Annotated in this window: 14 protein-coding genes; 4 read left to right on the plus strand and 10 right to left on the minus strand. The window is 32.8% G+C overall.

Translation table 11 applies throughout. The features are described from left to right. The first annotated feature begins 19 nt into the window (after positions 1–19). Positions 20–439, plus strand: a complete 420-nt coding sequence (locus tag BJS11_RS06700) for a MarR family transcriptional regulator (RefSeq protein WP_069994881.1) — start codon at positions 20–22, stop codon at positions 437–439. A gap of 114 nt (positions 440–553) precedes the next feature. Here the strand turns inward: BJS11_RS06700 and BJS11_RS06705 are convergent, their stop codons facing one another. The 4 genes from BJS11_RS06705 to BJS11_RS06720 all read right to left on the minus strand — a co-directional run bounded on the left by BJS11_RS06705 (position 554) and on the right by BJS11_RS06720 (position 7,291). Then, positions 554–4,831 (minus strand): GW dipeptide domain-containing protein, encoded by a 4,278-nt coding sequence (locus tag BJS11_RS06705; protein WP_069994880.1) that lies wholly within the window; start codon positions 4,829–4,831, stop codon positions 554–556. A 234-nt stretch (positions 4,832–5,065) separates the two neighbouring features. After that, complete coding sequence (locus BJS11_RS06710; RefSeq protein WP_069994879.1) at positions 5,066–5,488, minus strand: GNAT family N-acetyltransferase; 423 nt, start codon at positions 5,486–5,488, stop codon at positions 5,066–5,068. A 79-nt stretch (positions 5,489–5,567) separates the two neighbouring features. Continuing rightward, complete coding sequence (locus BJS11_RS06715; protein WP_069994878.1) at positions 5,568–6,038, minus strand: DUF2538 family protein; 471 nt, start codon at positions 6,036–6,038, stop codon at positions 5,568–5,570. Between the two features lie 20 nt (positions 6,039–6,058). Then, positions 6,059–7,291 carry an LCP family protein gene (locus BJS11_RS06720; RefSeq protein WP_069994876.1) on the minus strand — a complete coding sequence of 411 codons (1,233 nt, stop codon included), beginning with the start codon at positions 7,289–7,291 and terminating at the stop codon, positions 6,059–6,061. 489 nt (positions 7,292–7,780) lie between these two features. On the opposite strand from BJS11_RS06720, the gene BJS11_RS06725 reads away from it, so the two are divergent. After that, positions 7,781–9,439 carry a phospho-sugar mutase gene (locus BJS11_RS06725; RefSeq protein ID WP_069994875.1) on the plus strand — a complete coding sequence of 553 codons (1,659 nt, stop codon included), beginning with the start codon at positions 7,781–7,783 and terminating at the stop codon, positions 9,437–9,439. Positions 9,440–9,458: 19 nt separating this feature from the next. After that, the gene (locus BJS11_RS06730) at positions 9,459–10,553 is read left to right on the plus strand and encodes a serine hydrolase domain-containing protein (RefSeq protein WP_245167086.1); all 1,095 of its coding nucleotides are present in this window, start codon (positions 9,459–9,461) and stop codon (positions 10,551–10,553) included. A 128-nt stretch (positions 10,554–10,681) separates the two neighbouring features. Here the strand turns inward: BJS11_RS06730 and rihC are convergent, their stop codons facing one another. From rihC to BJS11_RS06760, 6 genes are all read right to left on the minus strand, one after another. Further along, positions 10,682–11,590, minus strand: a complete 909-nt coding sequence (gene rihC, locus BJS11_RS06735) for a ribonucleoside hydrolase RihC (protein ID WP_069994873.1) — start codon at positions 11,588–11,590, stop codon at positions 10,682–10,684. Positions 11,591–11,725: 135 nt separating this feature from the next. Beyond that, positions 11,726–12,016: a cytochrome aa3 quinol oxidase subunit IV gene (gene qoxD / locus BJS11_RS06740; RefSeq protein ID WP_069994871.1), complete on the minus strand. Its 291-nt coding sequence runs from the start codon at positions 12,014–12,016 to the stop codon at positions 11,726–11,728. After that, entirely contained in the window at positions 12,013–12,618 is a 606-nt protein-coding gene (qoxC, locus tag BJS11_RS06745) for a cytochrome aa3 quinol oxidase subunit III (RefSeq protein WP_069994868.1), read from the minus strand. Before qoxC ends, qoxD begins: the two co-directional genes overlap by 4 nt. Then, the gene (qoxB, locus tag BJS11_RS06750) at positions 12,608–14,596 is read right to left on the minus strand and encodes a cytochrome aa3 quinol oxidase subunit I (protein WP_069994866.1); all 1,989 of its coding nucleotides are present in this window, start codon (positions 14,594–14,596) and stop codon (positions 12,608–12,610) included. Before qoxB ends, qoxC begins: the two co-directional genes overlap by 11 nt. Further along, positions 14,596–15,717 (minus strand): cytochrome aa3 quinol oxidase subunit II, encoded by a 1,122-nt coding sequence (gene qoxA / locus BJS11_RS06755; RefSeq protein ID WP_069994865.1) that lies wholly within the window; start codon positions 15,715–15,717, stop codon positions 14,596–14,598. Before qoxA ends, qoxB begins: the two co-directional genes overlap by 1 nt. Before the next feature lie 273 nt (positions 15,718–15,990). After that, positions 15,991–16,308 (minus strand): DUF5011 domain-containing protein, encoded by a 318-nt coding sequence (locus BJS11_RS06760; RefSeq protein WP_069994864.1) that lies wholly within the window; start codon positions 16,306–16,308, stop codon positions 15,991–15,993. A gap of 242 nt (positions 16,309–16,550) precedes the next feature. On the opposite strand from BJS11_RS06760, the gene BJS11_RS06765 reads away from it, so the two are divergent. Beyond that, the gene (locus BJS11_RS06765) at positions 16,551–17,696 is read left to right on the plus strand and encodes a globin domain-containing protein (protein WP_069994863.1); all 1,146 of its coding nucleotides are present in this window, start codon (positions 16,551–16,553) and stop codon (positions 17,694–17,696) included. Positions 17,697–17,959 lie beyond the last annotated feature (263 nt).

Consider the following 17,959-nt stretch of genomic DNA (forward strand, 5'->3'; position numbering starts at 1 on the left):
GTAGTGGAGATGAAACAGCATGTATAAACAACTAGAGCAATTAATTACACTGACAAGTAATGACCTAAATTTAGTAAGTAGAAGATTTGGACAACGTACGGATTTAACTTCAGACCAACTTGAAATGTTGAGAATTTTATACAATTACAAGGTATTATCTCAATATGATTTGACTATGAAAATAAATAAAGAACAATCAATTGTTTCTCGATGGATTAAAAAGTTAAGTCAAATGGGTTATATTACTAGCAAACAATCAACTAAAGATATGAGATGTAAGGATTTGATGGTGACTGATAAAGCCAAAGCGTTAGTTGAACAAATCAATGAGATGAGAGTAGCCTTAATTGAAGCGCGTTGTCAACATCTTACTGCCAATGATATCGAAAGTTTGAATCATTTATTACATAAATTGAATGCGCATCATGCATATATTTAGTAGCACACAAAAAGCGTACATGGCTACAATCACATTTTGAGAGTGATTGTACCATGTACGCTTTTTTAGTATTTCTAATTACTATAAATATATTTTTTAAGAATTAAAGCAATACTATTTATAAGTATCAACGTCGAAGTATTTACCAATTTTGTTCATTGAATCATAGAAACCTTTAATGCGTGTTGCATTATGTGATGCCCAAGCCACATCTGTAGCATATTGGTGAACACCAGGATTTTCAGGGTTCCAACGCATTTTATAAAGTGTGTTTTGACCTTGGTGTATATATGATCCAGCGATAAATTTAGCGCCACCGACAATTGCTTTTTTAACAGTATTCCAACCATTATTTTTAGCAGTTGTAAAACCTTGTCTTACTGCATCGTTATCGACTGCACCAATACCGAACATATTATAGTATTTATTTTTACCATTTGTTACAACTTTGCCGTTTACAACATCGCCACCATTTGCAAGTTTTGAAGTACCATTGCCAGTTTCAAGTAGGGCATGTGAAATTAAGTAAACTTCATTGATGTTATAAGCTTTAGCTGCTTCACTAAATGCTTCACCTTGTCCTTCTAATATACCTTTACCAATAAGTAATTTATTTAAATCAGCAGTAGCGATATTCTGTGATTTGTCTAAACGTAAGAATTGGTATTTTTGAGTTGGGTCTTTCTCTAATTTGCTAGTATCCATAGCATTTTTAATTTCTGCTGAAGTAGCATTTTCCCATTTACCCGGTGTATGTTGAATTTGTGGTTTAAATGATAAACCTTTTTGAATCGCTACAGCTTGGTTTAAAGTAAGTCCAGTTTTATAATGTTTAACTAACTCTTTGCGTAAGTCGTTTTCTTTTACCCAAACAACTTTACCATTCGTTAATTTACCATGGTACCAAGTAACACCATTAATGACTTGTTTTTCATATACAGTGAAAATACCTTCATAAAAATCTTTTAAAGAACCTGATGCTTTACCAGATGTAGGATCAAGATAATAACTGCCATCTTTATTATAAATAATGTAGTCATATTTAATAGGTGACACGGCTGATTTAGTAATAGGTGTCTTCGTAGTACTACTTTGAGTTGCTTTTTGAACTTTGTTTAAATCTTTTGCCGCAATCCAACCAGTTTTATTATTTACGATACCGTAAAGATATTCATCTTTATCAACAAAGACTGATTTGGATGCATTAAATTGGCTGTTTTTAAGATTTTTAAGTGAATCTAATTGTTGAGATTTAGTACCCCAAGGCACTGCATATAAACCATTGTTCGTAGCTTTAACAGTATATTGACCTTTTTTAGCAGCTGTTTTACTTAAGCTACGTGTATTAATATCTTTAGTATTAACCCAGCCAATTGGCGTATTTTGTTTCGCATTTTGTATTAATACATAAGTATTATTACCTTGTGTACGTTGTTTCGTAACTGTATAAGTTTTACCAGCTAATTTAGAAGCATCTTTACCTTTTTCATCATAAACAGTTGATTTAACGCCTGAATTTTTCGTATTAAGTTGACCAATTTTACTTACAGTTTGAGTTTGGTTTGTAGTTGCTTTTTTAGCAGCTTCTTTAACTGTAATGTCACCAGTTAACATCCAACCCAAATTGACATTCGTTTTGTTATCTGTAATTAAGTAAAATGATTTACTACCTAATGTCGCTTTCTTACTCAGTTTGTATGTTTTGCCATTAACGTATGCTTTTTGAACGCCTGCTTTATCATATACAGATGTATATACACCATGATTTGATTTAGCAACTGTACCTTGTTGATTTGTAAGGTTTGAAACTACTAATTTAGATGTTGATGTTGATGGTTTGCTAGGTGTTGTACTTGTAGTTGAAAGCTTACTTAAGCTTACCCAACCGGAAATGTTGTTAACAGTACCATATAGATAATTTGCTTTACCAATTTGTTGCTGTTTAGTAGCTTTAAATGTTTGGTCAGATTTTCCTGTAACTGTACCAGCTTTTTGTGAACTAGTTCCCCAAGGTACTGTATAAATAACTTCACCAGGCTTAATCTTATATGATTTATTAATTGATGTTGCAGCTTTAGCAGCATTATAACTTACATCATTTTGATGAACCCAACCAAGTAAAGTACCTTTATTAAAGTCAGAGACTAAATAGAAGTTTTCTTTACCAATAGTTGCAGATTTAGTGACTTTCAACGTTTGATTTACGCGGTTTGTCTTTTTACCATTTTGATCGTAAACGGTAGTGTATAAGCCGTCGTTTTTGCTGTTAATGCGTCCAACACCGTTATTTGCAGTAACTTTAACTGTGCCAGTCTTAGGTGGGGTAGTTGTACCCGTACTTCCTAAACCTGTACTACCAGATGAAGTAGTTCCCCATGCAGCTGCTTTCCCAACTTTGATTAAATATTTTTCATAAATTAAATCATAAAGCTCATCATAGCTATAATTATGTGTTGCTAAGTAACCATGAGGGTCACTGTGATCAGAACCACCTAAGAAGTTACTTACTGCTCTGTGAGTCCAAACTGTACCATTACCATCATATTCTGCACTATCAGGTGCTAAAGCATAATATTGTAGGTTTGTTGCAGCATAATCAGCGTAGTTATTAATTGAGCGCGCAAATGAATCATAGTCATGTGTATGAACTAATTCTACATGAATGAAACGGTCGTTAGCTTGAGGACCAGCTCCCCAAGCAAGGTAATCTGTGTTCGCAGTTTCAATAATACGATTACCATCAACATATGCATGAACGAAAGCACTATTATAATTATTCTTCATATAGTTTACTTCACCATCAATTGTTGAATTGTCATTTGCTGTTTCGTGTAAAACTATACCTTCTGGTTTACCGTAACGGTAGCTATATTTTGGTAAATAACTTGCGATATCTTGTTCATAGTTAGGTACTTTGTAGTTTTTCTTACGAATATAGTCGTTAATAGAAGATTTCACTTTTGGTGAATATTTCGGTAATACGACTTTTGCTGTTGCAGCTCTTTCTGATACAGCACGAGTTGCCGTTGTTGTATTTGCTGTTGCAGATCTAAGTTCAGGTGTAGCTTCTGCACTAAATGTTGAAAATTGCGTTTTTGAAGCACTCTCTGTTGTTTGTGCTTTTTTAGCAACTAACGTAGAAGGTGTTACTTCTTTATCAGAAGTTGTTTCTTTTTTAGCTTTAGAAGCAACTGTATCTTGAGCCTTCACGTCAGAAGCGTCATTAGAAGTTTTATCTTCAGATTTAGCTGTATCTTGCTTTTGCTCAGCATTAGCAGCTGTTTTTCCAGAAGCTGAATCAGATTTTTCAACATCAGAAGCAACCGCATCTTGAGCTTTCACGTCAGAAGCGTTGTTAGAAGTTTTATCTTCAGATTTAGCTGTATCTTGTTTTTGTTCAGCGTTAGTAGCTGTTTTTTCAGAAATTGAATCAGATTTTTCAACGTCAGAAGCAACTGTATCTTGAGCCTTCACGTCAGAAGCGTCATTAGAAGTTTTATCTTCAGATTTAGCTGTATCTTGCTTTTGCTTAGCATTAATAGCTGTTTTTTCAGAAATTGAATCAGATTTTTCAACGTCAGAAGCAACTGCATCTTGAACCTTCACGTCAGAAGCATTGTTAGAATTTTTATCTTCAGACTGAGCAACATCTTGTGAATTGTCAGAAGCAGTAGCTGCTTGTTCAGAAGATGAATCAGATTTTTCAACATCAGAAGCAACTGCATCTTGAACCTTCACGTCAGAAGTGTCGTTAGAATTTTTATCTTCAGATTGAGCAACATCTTGTGAATTGTCAGAAACAGTAGTTGCTTGTTCAGAAGTTGCATCAGATTTTTCAACGTCAGAAGCAAATGTATCTTGAGCCTTCACGTCAGTTGAATTATTAGAACCACTATCGTCAACGTCATTTGCTACAGCTTCAGAAGTAGTGTCTTCATTAAATGTATTTTGTGCTTGTTTAGCACTGTCTGTTGTTTCTTGATTTTCTACTGTGCTATTTTCTTCAGTTGTTGGTGTAGTTTCTTCCTGAACGTGTTCTTCTTGATTATATGTATCTTGGTTTGTTGATTGTTCAGAAGTTTGTTCAGAAGTTTGTTCATTTAAACCATCCAAGTGAGCATCATAATTTGTATTATCGTCACTAGATACTTCTTTAACTTGTGTAGGGTCTTGGTATGTTTGTGTTCCTGAAATATTTGTAGTTGGATTACTTATTTCAGATTTAATCTCTTCACTTTGATTAAGTGCTTTCTCATCATTTAAAACATTCTTGTTTGACGTTTGGTCTTGAGTATTACTTGCTGCTTGAGCATGATGAGTAGTCAAAGCTGTACCTGCTAACGTAAGTGCTACAATTGAAGGTACCTTATAAGTGTTCTTTTTCTTAGCCATTAAACTGCCCCTTTACCTTTATATATTTAAATACATTATAATACGACTAAAGAATGAGTTAACTACTTTTTACTGATTTGTAATCTAATATTAATCTAAAATTCGTGTTAAATTTGACAAAAAATCCATTTTAAAGCGTTGTGACGCTTATTTAAAAAAATGATTAAATTTAATATATTTCGAAATGTTACAGAAAATAAATGAAGAATGACTGTAATAATTTAGATATTTGTTTTAAATGTTTTTTATCATCACAATATGCTCAATATTTTCTTCCATAAACACATCGCCTTCAGTAGTATAACCAAGACTTGCATAGAAAGCTTGTGCTTGACATTGTGCATTAAGTTTTAAATTTGTGTGTCCATGTGATTTTGCGACTTCTTCCAAATAATTCATGAGTAACTTGCCATACCCTAATTTTCTATGTGAAGCGATTATTGCAATACGTTCAATTTTAATGCCTTTATCAAGAGGGCGAAATCTCCCCGTTGCAAAAGGTGTATTGCTTTGATCATAGCCAATTACATGAGTAGCTATAGATTCAAATTGGTCTATTTCATTTTCTAAAGGCACTCCTTGTTCCTGAACAAATACGCTTTTACGAATTTGATATGCATCTTCTAGCATCGTCGGAGTAGTCACAATTTTAAACATAAAATTCCTCATTTCTGTTAATAGATATTAAAAATACCCTATCACAAATTATAGAGATAGGGCAGTCAATTATTTAAAATTATTGTGCTTCTTTTCTAACTATAGCCGTATATTGCCAAAAAATCCGCATTTGTGCAATATTCCAATTGTTCATACCCATTGTGTAACCAGAAGGCTTAAACAGATTGACATCTGTAACTTCTAAAGCTGCAGCAATGAGGTATTGAATTGGTACACTGATTTGTTTCATGGTGTCAGTGATACCGTTTTGATCATACACCCAAGTAAATGGCAATTCGGATTCAAAAACATCGACTTTTTCAAATATTTCTGGAAGTGCAACAATATAACATGCACCATCGACAACAGGGTTTATATCACTGTCTTTATAATAAATTCGTAATGCCTCATAGTTTTCACGATGTTCATGATTAACATAGAAAAATTCATTTCTGAATAGAGCCATATCTTTACTGTGTATTAATTGTTGTTCTAAAACATTAAACATGCTATTTACGTGAGCAAGTTTTTCGTATGTTTTACGTGACATATCATGCAGTCCTTTCAAATTTAATATAAATTAGTAGGTGCTTCTTGAGTGTTTTGTTGCTGAGTAGCATCATATTGATCATTTGGATAAGCATTTGAATTTTGTTGTTGATTATCATCATAATTTGCTGAGTCATTAGTTTGGTTGTCATTGTTATTATCTTCAGATGACGGTGTTTTATCAGATTTATTAGATGAGCTATCTTTTTGTTGTTTTCTCAGTAGACTGCTATCTAATTCAGTTTGTGGTACGAGTGTACCATAAAAATCAATCACACGTTGATTTAGGAAATCATCTTTATTTTTTATTTTAGGTAAATCTAAATCGCTTCTCAATAAATTTGAGGTTGCTTTAATATTTTTAATATCTGGATTGTAATAGTAGATACCATTTAAATAATCATCATCACCCTCAAGTTGTGATGTTTTAATTTCAATACCATTCTTTAAATACGAAGTAGCGAGTGATTTAACTTCTTTATAGCTTAAATTATGTTTAGCATTTTTACCAACAATTTCTATAACATCATCTAACTTACTAAATGAATCAGCGCTTTGTGCTTTAGTGAACAATTTCTTAATCAAATCCATTTGTCTTTGACCACGTTTTAAATCAGAATCGTGATGGCGGGTTCGTGCAACTGCTAATGCTTCGTCTCCGTTTAGTTTTTGATATCCTTTTTTAACTTTTATTTTACCAGTGTCATTAGTGTTCGGCTCACTAATATCATATGGAACATCATATTCAATACCACCAAGTTCATTGACGGCATCAACAAATGCTTCCATATTTATACGTACATAGTAATCTACTGGAACATTTAAAGTAGCTTCTACAGAATCCATGGAAGCAGTAGGCCCACCAAATGCATGAGCATGTGTGATTTTATCATAGTAACCAACTTTAGGTACGTAACTGATTGTATCACGAGGAATACTTAGCATTCTAATTTGTGATTTATCAGCGTTAAAAGTAGAAAGAATCATTGCATCTGATCTAGAGTGTTCAGCAGTTTGTCCGTTTTTTTCACGTCCACTATTGTCGTCAATTCCCAAAAACAATATAGAAATAGGATCTTTAGAAGGATCTACTTTTGATTCACGAATGTTAGATTTTCTTGATGAATCATTATTATTAAATGAATGTTCAAAAGCACCTTGAGACGATTTTAGTAAGATAACAGCAAAAATGACTGGAACAACGACTAGAACTAAAGAAAGCAATATTAAAAAATATTTTAAAAATTTATTCATAAGTGAAGCTCCCAATATATCAAATTTTGTACATGTGCCTATATTTTTAGTTATTTTTAACTTTGTAAATTTTTTGTAAAGGAGAAAATGTACTATAACTAATTATTTTATTACTATCAGTAAAAAATATCAACTGTGAATAAATAATTTTAAAACACAAACTTAAAAAACATATTTTAGTTAATATGTTATTTAATGTCTGTACCATTACTTAATAAATGTAGTGACTCTTCTAATTACTATATTGACTTAAGAATTGTTAAAGAAAAACTATCCTATGTATTACAATAATGTCATTTGGTAACAAATGATTTATCGATGGACATAGGATATAATAAGCAATGTAAATATCATGTTGCAGAGCGTTAATGTTATCCAATGTGTGAATTAAAATTGATTTTGGTGAAAGATGTTAAATAATAGGTAGCTATTGAAAGCTATAGATGCTATTCATCTTAGTTTTAATGATAGAAGGAGGATTTATTAGGTATGAAAACAGCATGGTTAGATAAGATAGATGAAAGTTTAGTGAAATCGTTTTATGAGCAACAAACAGAAGTAGAACAGAATGAAGGGTTTAAAAGTGATTTATCTTTTGGTACTGCAGGTATCAGAAGTACATTTGGATTAGGTCCAGGGAGATTGAATGCTTTTACAGTACGTAAAGTTGCGCTCGGATTAGCACAGCATTTGAATAATAAATATAATGAAGCCAAAGTTGTCATACATTTTGATACTAGATTTTTATCAAAAGCATTTTCTAAGGAAATGGCTAGTGTATTGGCAAATAATGGTGTAACAGCAATTCTGTCAAATGATTATAAATCAACACCGGAATTATCTTTTGCTGTCAGACATTTAAATGCACAAGCAGGAGTCATGATTACTGCAAGTCATAATCCGAAAAATTATAATGGTATCAAAATTTATAATCAAGAGGGTGGACAACTATTACCAGAGGCTTCTGATACATTAAGCAATTATATAAATACGATTGAGTCTCCTGTGAATATTGAAAATGGAGATTTTGAAACATTGGTAAAAGAGCAAAAAATACAATATATCTCAGACGAAGTTACTGAAAGTTATAAAAATGAAATTAAATCACTTGTAGGTTCTATTGAGGAGAAAGATGCTAAAGTTGTACTTACAAGCTTACATGGCACAAGTTTACCCTTGTTGTCACAAATACTTACAGAAATGCATTACCATAATTTCGTGATTGAAGAAGAACAATCTACTCCAGATGGAAACTTTCCAACTGTGGCAGTTGCTAATCCAGAAGATGAAGCAGTATTCCACCTTGGTAAAAAATTAGCAGATGAAACAGATGCGCAATTAATCATTGCTACTGATCCAGACGCTGATAGACTAGGATTTGTTGAACGTTATGACAATCAAACATTCAGATATTTTAATGGAAATGAAATTGGTCTATTATTAATGAAATTAAGATTTCAAGAATTAGCTGAAGATACGAAACATAAATATATCGTCAAATCTATAGTTACTAGTGAATTAGCAGAAAGATTAGCAGAATCTTTAAATGTAGAAGTAAATAATGTTCTAACTGGATTTAAATATATTTCCGATTTATTAGAGCAAAAACAACACCAGTCACAAGAACAGCTTTTACTAGCATTTGAGGAGAGTCATGGTTATTTAGCCAAACCTATCTCTAGAGATAAAGATGCGATTCAGATGGTACCGTTATTAATAAAATATAAAAATTTGTTAAATAAAAATGGTTTAACATTTAAAGATACGATCGAAGATATATATGAAAATATTGGTAATTTCAAAGACAAAACACTTGCACCTACATTCGAAGGGGCACAAGGCATACAGAAAATAGCAAAAATTATGTCACAATTTAGAAATCAAGAAATATTTTCTATTTGTGGTATGGATGTTTTAAGCATAGAAGACTACGAAACAGGTGAAGTCAGAAATATCAAAGATGGTACAACTAGTTCGTTGATATTACCAAAAGCAAATTTAATTAGATTTATCTTTGAAGAAGGCTTTATTGCGTTACGACCATCAGGAACGGAACCTAAAATCAAGTTATATTTTTCACTAAATGTAGAAAACATTGAAGCTATAACAACACAATTTGAAAAAAATTATATCCAGAATATAAATTAAATTATCTAGAGGCACCAAGATGACAAAACATACACATAAAAAAATATTAATTATTTTAAGTATTTGCTTTATTTTGCTCACACTTGTGATTATTTACAAACATTATCGACCATTTGAGCAAGATATAGCTACTTCACAAAATCATGAAACAAAACATAAAAATGACAATCATAGTAAACATTTGAAAACAATTGTTGATCAAAGTGACCCTAAAATGGAAGAGATTAACAATTATTTAAAGCAAGTTGAATTTAATGGTACCGCTGCTGTATATGTAAATGGAAAACTAAAATTGAATAAAGGCTATGGAATTCAAAATTTTGAAGAGAATAAAGAAAATCGTGCGGATACTTTATATTTAATTGGCTCTGCACAAAAATTTATGACTGGATTAATGTTAAAGCAATTAGTTAATGAGAACAAAATCAACATGGATGACCCAGTTGATAAGTATCTACCGTGGTTTAAAACGAAAAAACCAATTACACTAAATCAACTAATGTTGCATAAAAGTGGTCTATACAAATATAAGGCTTCACCCAGTTATAAGAATTTGACTGAAGCGGTACATGCAATACAACATAAAGGTATTGAAAATAAGTTTTATAATAAGAATAGATATAACGATGCGAACTATTTAGTATTATCATCTGTAATTGAAGCTGTAACACACCAATCATATGTTGAAAACTTTAAGAAGAGAATTGCACAACCACAACATCTCGACTTCACTGCATTTTTTGATAATGAAAATTTACAAAGCTACATGGCAAATGGATATAAAAAAGATAATGTGTTGGGTAACCCAGTTAAACAAATACCAAATGTTTTAGAACAGTATTATGGTGCAGGAAACCTTTATATGTCTCCAAGTGATATGGGGAAACTGATATTGAGTTTACAGCAGAATAAAATATTTAGTTCTCAAATCACTAATCCGCTGATACATGAAAGTTTAACTTCACAATACCCGCAACCATATCGATATGGATTCTATTCATTTGGAGATAAGAATAGAATAAATGGTGGTTTTTTTGGACAAGTATTCACATCATATTTTAAAGAAAATAAAACATATATATTATCAAATACTAAAGCAGGGCGGTTTATATAATAATGTAGGTCAAAAATATTAATATGTAACAATAAAAAACACGACTACTCCTATAATTATAAAAATACTTATGATGAACAGGATATAGTCGTGTTTTTTTATGAAAATAGATATTGGGCATGCATGCTTTAATCACAATACTGTAATGCATTTATAAACATTGTCTTGAATTCATTAGGATCTACTGACATGACAACAGTACAATTAGGATAACGCGTGTTAAAGTCTGTGACTGTAGCGCCTTTTGTTAACGTACCAGTTGTTTCAATCTGTACATCTGCTTCTTGTACATTGAATTTTTCTGGATGTAGTAAGTAAATGATTGTATAAGCATCATAAACGTTAATCCCTTTTTCAAAGTCATCACCCTTATAATGTTTGAAAATTTGATGTAACATGTCACCAGTTTTGTTTAAGGACTGTAGCGCATCAATTGAGTCATGACTAAGAGTGGAGCTTCTTGCAACATCTAGTCCAACCATAGTAATAGGTAAACCTGAATTGAAAACAATTTGAGCTGCTTCGGGATCACAATAGATATTGAATTCTGCTAAAGGCGTCACGTTACCACGACTAGCAGAACCACCCATTAATACAATTTCTTTTATATAGTCTTTAACTTCAGGATAAGTGGATAGTAATAGGGCGATATTAGTTAGAGGACCTATAGGGACAAGTGTAATAGGTTCATCACTAGTTTCTAATGCTTTACGCATAGCTTCAACTGCATGTGTAGACGCTAAGTCGCTTGTTTTCACATCTGGAAATGGATAACCATCCATACCTGATTCACCGTGTACAGCACTAGCATCTCGAATAGCATCAACAAGAGGCTGAGCAGCTCCTCTATGGACAGGTACATCACTATTGAAAAAACGCTTGAGTTTTAATGCATTTGCAGTTGTTTTCTCAATACCAACATTGCCATTTACAGTAGTAATCATACGTAAATCAAAATTAGGATGATAGAGCGCAATACTTATGGCAGCTGCATCATCTATACCAGGATCCGTATCTATAATAATAGGTTGTTTCATAAACTAAATAACCTCCTAGGAACTGATTTATTTATATTTATAGTGTAACTTTTTTTGTGGAAAAAATGTTGTATAAACAATAGGGGATATATTTTGAAAAAAAAAGACCTCTCCGAAGAGAAGTCTTTTTATAAGTTATAAGTGATGAGAATGTCCACCTTGCATTACCCAATAAGTACCGATAACAGTAATTAAAGTAATGATAATCGCAAATATAACTTTAAACCCTTGTACATTTCCGTCTTTACCTTCAGTTAAATGCATGAACATTAATAATTGAACTGCCGCTTGAATAAAAGCAAAACCGAAGATGATGGTAATCTTAGCATTAAGTGCCATTGATGTGTATAAGGTTACGAATACTGCTAATATTGTCAGAACGATTGAGGCAATAAAACCTACAGTATGTTTTACAATTGTATTCATCCGCTAAACACCATCCCTATCATATATACGGCAGTGAAGATGAAGATCCATACAACATCTAAAAAGTGCCAGTATAAACTTACTATAAATAATTTAGGAGCGTTATCTTTATTTAATCCACGCATTGCAATTTGAATTAATAAACAGATAATCCAAACAATACCAAGTGACACGTGGGCACCATGTGTTCCTAAAAGAATGAAGAAACTAGACCAATAAGAACCGATAGTAAGATTAACACCTTCGTGTACATAGTGTGTAAACTCATAAATTTCAAAGCCTACGAACACCATACCAAGTAATACAGTGATAATCATCCAAATCATCATTAATTTTTCTTTTTCTTTTCTCATGTAGTAAATTGCAATCCCACATGTGTAAGAACTAATTAATAATGCAAATGTCATAATTAAAATAAGTGGTAATTCAAATAATTCAGTAGTCATTTTACCAGCATAATCGCCACCGTGTTGTAGCGTTAATAGGGTAGCAAATAACGTACCAAATAATGAGAATTCTGCTGTAAGGAATATCCAAAAGCCAAGCTTATTTAACTCACCTTCATGCGAACGTTGATCAATTGTGTTTGCATCATGACTCATGACTTACAGCCTCCCTTTCTTTTATACGTGCATCACGTAAACGTTTTTCAGTTTCAGCAACTTCAGACGCTGGTATATGATAACCGTGGTCAACTTGGAAACTGCGATAAATCATTGTGATAAAGATACCAACTAAACATAATACAGCAGGTATAATTGATTCGAAGATGATGAAGAATCCACCGATAGTGAATAGAATTCCCATCCAGAATCCGACTGGTGTATTGTTTGGCATATGAATATCACTATAATTATGATTATCTAAATAGTGACGACCATGTTCTTTCATGTTGACGAATGTATCATAGTCGTTCCAGTCTGGTGTAATTGCAAAGTTGTACTTAGGTGGCATTGCTGAAGCAGTTGCCCATTCTAAAGTACGTCCTAAGCCATCCCAGTTGTCTCCAGTAGCTTCGCGTGGTGCTTTGAAGAAACTGTAAACGATACTAGCCACTAAGAACATGAAACCTAATGCCATCATTAAAGCACCGATAGTAGAGATTACATTTAGTAACCACCAACCATCTTCTGGCATATAAGTGTATAAACGACGAGGCATACCATCTAAACCAAGTACGAATTGTGGTAAGAAACAAACGTTAAATCCGATCATGAAGAACCAGAAACACCATTTGTTTAATGTCTCATTTAATTTGAAGCCAGTCATCTTAGGCCACCAGTAAATTAAACCTCCAAGACAGGCAAACACAACACCAGTTACTAATGTGTAGTGGAAATGTGCCACTAAGAAGTAAGTGTTATGGTACTGATAATCTGCTGCTGCCATTGCAAGCATTACACCAGTAACCCCACCTAATAAGAAGTTAGGAATAAAGGCTAATGAAAATAGCATTGGCGATTCAAAAGAAATTCTACCTTGGTATAAAGTGAATAACCAGTTGAATAATTTAACACCGGTTGGAATACCAATCAGCATTGTTGTAATTGAGAAGAATGAGTTAATTAATGCACCATTACCCATTGTGAAGAAATGGTGAACCCAAACTAAGAAACTTAAGAATGCGATACCTGCAGTTGCCCAGACCATACTTTGATGACCGAATAGGCGTTTACGTGCAAATGTCGGAATAATTTCAGAATAAATACCAAATGCTGGCAAGATAACGATATACACTTCAGGGTGCCCCCATACCCAGAAGAAGTTAGCCCAAAGCATTGGCATACCACCATTTGCAACTGTGAAGAATGCAGTGTCAAAGATTCTGTCAGTTGTAAATAGTGCTAATGCAACTGTTAGTACTGGGAAAGCCAAGATAACGATTAACGTAGTAATAAATGTCGTAACCGTAAACATTGGCATTTCCATAAATTTCATTGTAGGTGTTTTACATCTAAGTATAGTTACAAAGAAGTTAATACCAGTCATTAATGTACCAATACCGGAAATCTGTATGGCAATTAAGTAGTAGTTTACACCTGGTCCTGGACTGAATTCACCTGCAAGTGGCGCATAGTTTGTCCAACCAGCAGCTGGTGAACCTCCGACGATAAATGACAGGTTGAATAAAATCATACCTGCAAAGAATAACCAGAAACTCACGTTATTTAATACAGGGAATGCAACGTCACGCGCACCAATTTGTAATGGTACAACGATGTTCCACAGACCAAATATAAATGGCATTGCCATAAAGATGATCATGATAACACCATGCGTACTAAATACTTCATTGTAGTGATTTGATTCTAAGAATGTATTATCTGGAATCGTCAATTGTGTACGAATCATTAATGCATCTATACCACCACGAACGAACATTAATACAGCACAGATAAGGTACATTGCACCGATTTTTTTATGGTCAATAGATGTGAACCATTCTCTGTATAGATATTTCCACAATTTAAAGTAGCTAATTACTGCAATTACACCGATAACTAAGAATGGGGCACCAATTTGTGCCATTGTAATCATCCAGTTACCTTGTACGAGTAATTGATCCCATGGAAAATTCATTAATGTCCACCTCCATTTTCATGGTCTTTTTTCTCGATTTTAGATGCTTTTTCGTCTTTCGCACCTTCAGAGATTTTTTCCATTTCATCCATATTATGTGATTCATCTTTCTTGAATTCATTATCATATGGCTTGTCATTACCTAGTATCATGGCTTTCATACCATGACGTTTATAGTTAGCATTTGTGATTTGTGGCTTACGAGCAGGTTTATCCGGTTTATCTAACACGTCTTTAGTAAGTTCTTCTTTCGAGTTAAAGTTTGGATCTTTTTGCACGTAATTGAAGCGATCATAAGCATAGAAGATATACTCAGGATCTGCTGCAGGATCAACAAATGCTAAATGCGTACCACTGAAAGTTAAGTTTTTATTTTCAGTAGTTGGTAAAAGTTGCTTGTCAAAAGTATCTTGATCTAATACTTTTTTACTTTTCGCATCTTTCACCCAATCTTCAAATTTACTTTGGCTTACAGAATTTACATCAAATGTTTGACGATAGAAGCCTTCACCATTGAAGTTAGAGTTACGTCCTCTAAATGTTCCTTCTTCATTAGCTGTTAATGTCCAGTCCATTGTCATACCTGTCATCGCATATTTCTGACCACCTAATTGTGGAATCCAGAAACTTGTCATCATATCCATAGATTGGAGTTTGAAGACGACTGGGCGATCTTTCGGAATAGTTAAATGATTAACTGTTTCGATTTTTTCTTCAGGATAACTAAAGAACCACTTATAACCAGCGCTTGTAGCATAAACTACAAGTGGATCGTCTTCTTTCTGTGGTTTTTCCTCATAATGGTAAAGTGAATTAACCGTTGGAATGGCTAATGCAATTACGATTATTACAGGAATAATAAACCAAATTGTTTCCATTAAAGAATTGTGATGCATCTTACCTGATTCTTCAGTATTTTTTATTCTATATTTAAATAGGAAAACAGAGAATAAGATAAGCACAACGGCAATAATAACAAGCATGAAGATGATTGAATAAATAATCAAAAACTTCGAATCACTTGCCATCGGCCCTTTTGGGTTTAAAACTTCTACATTAGAACAACCACTAAGCAAAATTAGTGAGCCAAAGAGTAGAAGCAAAGACTTAAATTTTGACACTTTTTTGACCTCCTAATACTACAAATGTAGGGCTTATCATTAATTTTAAGATATTACGCAATATTTACAAGTGTTTGTGCGAAAAAAATTATTACAAAAATAAAAGAAACCCAACAAACTCAAGGTCTGGTGGGCATTCAAAGATTTGTTAAAATTATGTGTACATTTTGTGAAAAGTGTCATATTTAAGGCAAAAGCGTAAATTTGACTATTTTAATAGCTAGAATGCTTATCAATTAAAGTCATTTTCAACATATGTATTAATTGATGGTGTTACTTTACTTCTATATAGCGAATCGATTTATTGGACGCACCATCTGAATCTTCAACAGTATACTCAATTTTATATTTTCCTGCTGTTTGAGTATCGATTTTGCCATCAACAGTGATTTTATGTGTTAAATCACCATCTTCTTTATCATATGCGCGCACGCCATTTAAAAGATTATAATCATTGCCTTTTTTAATCACAGTATCATTAATACCTTTTAGTTCTGGAATTGAATTATCAGTTGCTTCTGCACTTAGGTTAGGTGAAACGAGCGTTGCAGAAACACCAATTGCTGATAATGATTGGATTAATTTGTTCATTAATGTAACCTCCGCATAGAGACTTAAATTTATTTAATTTTACTATACTTTATTCTAGTCAAGATTTCATCATACTATAGTCTTAATATAACGTATTACTTTAAACTTAATTGTAAATTTCAGTTAAAATTTAGTAAAATGAACATTTTGTGAAATGTATCACAAAACACTTTTGCAATACATTAAATTGTAATAAACTGAAATCAGAGAAAGCATTTGATTTATAAATGGGAGTGTATACTATGTTGAATGAACAAGAAAAGGCAATTATTAAAGAAACTGTACCTGTACTACAGGAAAGAGGTATAGAAATTACATCATTTTTCTATAATAGAATGTTTACACAGCATCCAGAATTAAGAAATATGTTTAATCAAACGAATCAGAAAAAAGGATTACAATCAACGGCTCTTGCACAAAGTGTACTGGCAGCAGCAATGAATATTGAAGATTTGACTAAAATATTACCGGTAGTTAAAGAAATAGCGTATAAACACTGTGCATTACAAGTACCAGCATCTGGATATGATATTGTTGGTGAGAATTTATTAGCGGCAATCCAAAGTGTTTTAGGATTAGAAGAAGACGATGTCATTGTACAAACATGGGGAAAAGCATACGGCGAAATTGCATCAGTATTTATTAATATTGAAAAAGAGATTTACAGTGAAATGGCATGGGATGGTTTTAAATCATTTGAAATTATCAATATAGAGAACATTGCCGATGATATCAAAGCATATACAGTTAAATCGGATGTATGTGATTTAAGCAAATTTAAATCAGGACAATATATAACTGTAGATATAGAGAGTGAACGACTACCTTATCGCGCGAAAAGACACTATTCTATTGTAGAAGGTGACAAAGATACGCTCACATTTGCTGTTAAAAGAGATGTTACAACAACTCATGAAGGTGAAGTTTCAACAATTATGCACGATGAACTTCAAATAGGGGATCACATTGATTTGTCTGCACCTGTAGGAGAATTTACAGTTACTAATGTGTCATCACCACAATTATTTATTGGATCGGGTATTGGTGTGACGCCACTTATACCAATGTTTAATGAGGTTGCAATGGCAGGTTCAGAAGCGCATTTCATTCAAAATATCAATGATAACTCAGGAATACCTTTTAAAGAGAAATTAGCTACAATAGACAATGCGCATTCAAATGTTAAATATGTTCTTCATAATAAAGATACAGAAGGGTATATTACAAGTGACTATCTAAAACAATATATTACTCCTGATACTGAAGTATATGTATGTGGTGGCGTTAATTTCTTGAAATCTATTATGACTTTATTTAAAGAAATGGAAATCGATGCTAGTCAAATTCATTTTGAATCATTTATTCCTAAGTTAAGTGTTGGTGTTTAAATGAGACTATAAAAGTAAACAGGCTGGGACATAAATCCCAATCTCAAAAAAGAGGGCTAATCCTTATATGGATTGGTCCTCTTTATATTTAAAATCTTACGATTTTGTCCGTGCATGCTTGCTTGGGGTATGGCTCGAGCCAGTAGTCTCTTACTCATACTATTCCCCTAGGCGCCAGCACGTTACAAAATCGGTATAATATATATTTTGCTATTCAAAAAAATAAGGCCCTTTCGTATAATTTAATAAACACTACTAAACTA

Source organism: Staphylococcus caeli (assembly GCF_900097965.1).
In the GTDB taxonomy this organism is placed as follows: Bacteria; Bacillota; Bacilli; order Staphylococcales; family Staphylococcaceae; genus Staphylococcus; species Staphylococcus caeli.

Excerpts from the sequence above, each read along its gene's own strand:
- BJS11_RS06700 (WP_069994881.1), top strand. The coding sequence starts at position 20 with ATGTATAAACAACTAGAGCAATTAATTACACTGACAAGTAATGACCTA.
- BJS11_RS06705 (WP_069994880.1), bottom strand. The coding sequence starts at position 4,831 with ATGGCTAAGAAAAAGAACACTTATAAGGTACCTTCAATTGTAGCACTT.
- BJS11_RS06710 (WP_069994879.1), bottom strand. The coding sequence starts at position 5,488 with ATGTTTAAAATTGTGACTACTCCGACGATGCTAGAAGATGCATATCAA.
- BJS11_RS06715 (WP_069994878.1), bottom strand. The coding sequence starts at position 6,038 with ATGTCACGTAAAACATACGAAAAACTTGCTCACGTAAATAGCATGTTT.
- BJS11_RS06720 (WP_069994876.1), bottom strand. The coding sequence starts at position 7,291 with ATGAATAAATTTTTAAAATATTTTTTAATATTGCTTTCTTTAGTTCTA.
- BJS11_RS06725 (WP_069994875.1), top strand. The coding sequence starts at position 7,781 with ATGAAAACAGCATGGTTAGATAAGATAGATGAAAGTTTAGTGAAATCG.
- BJS11_RS06730 (WP_245167086.1), top strand. The coding sequence starts at position 9,459 with ATGACAAAACATACACATAAAAAAATATTAATTATTTTAAGTATTTGC.
- rihC (WP_069994873.1), bottom strand. The coding sequence starts at position 11,590 with ATGAAACAACCTATTATTATAGATACGGATCCTGGTATAGATGATGCA.
- qoxD (WP_069994871.1), bottom strand. The coding sequence starts at position 12,016 with ATGAATACAATTGTAAAACATACTGTAGGTTTTATTGCCTCAATCGTT.
- qoxC (WP_069994868.1), bottom strand. The coding sequence starts at position 12,618 with ATGAGTCATGATGCAAACACAATTGATCAACGTTCGCATGAAGGTGAG.
- qoxB (WP_069994866.1), bottom strand. The coding sequence starts at position 14,596 with ATGAATTTTCCATGGGATCAATTACTCGTACAAGGTAACTGGATGATT.
- BJS11_RS06760 (WP_069994864.1), bottom strand. The coding sequence starts at position 16,308 with ATGAACAAATTAATCCAATCATTATCAGCAATTGGTGTTTCTGCAACG.
- BJS11_RS06765 (WP_069994863.1), top strand. The coding sequence starts at position 16,551 with ATGTTGAATGAACAAGAAAAGGCAATTATTAAAGAAACTGTACCTGTA.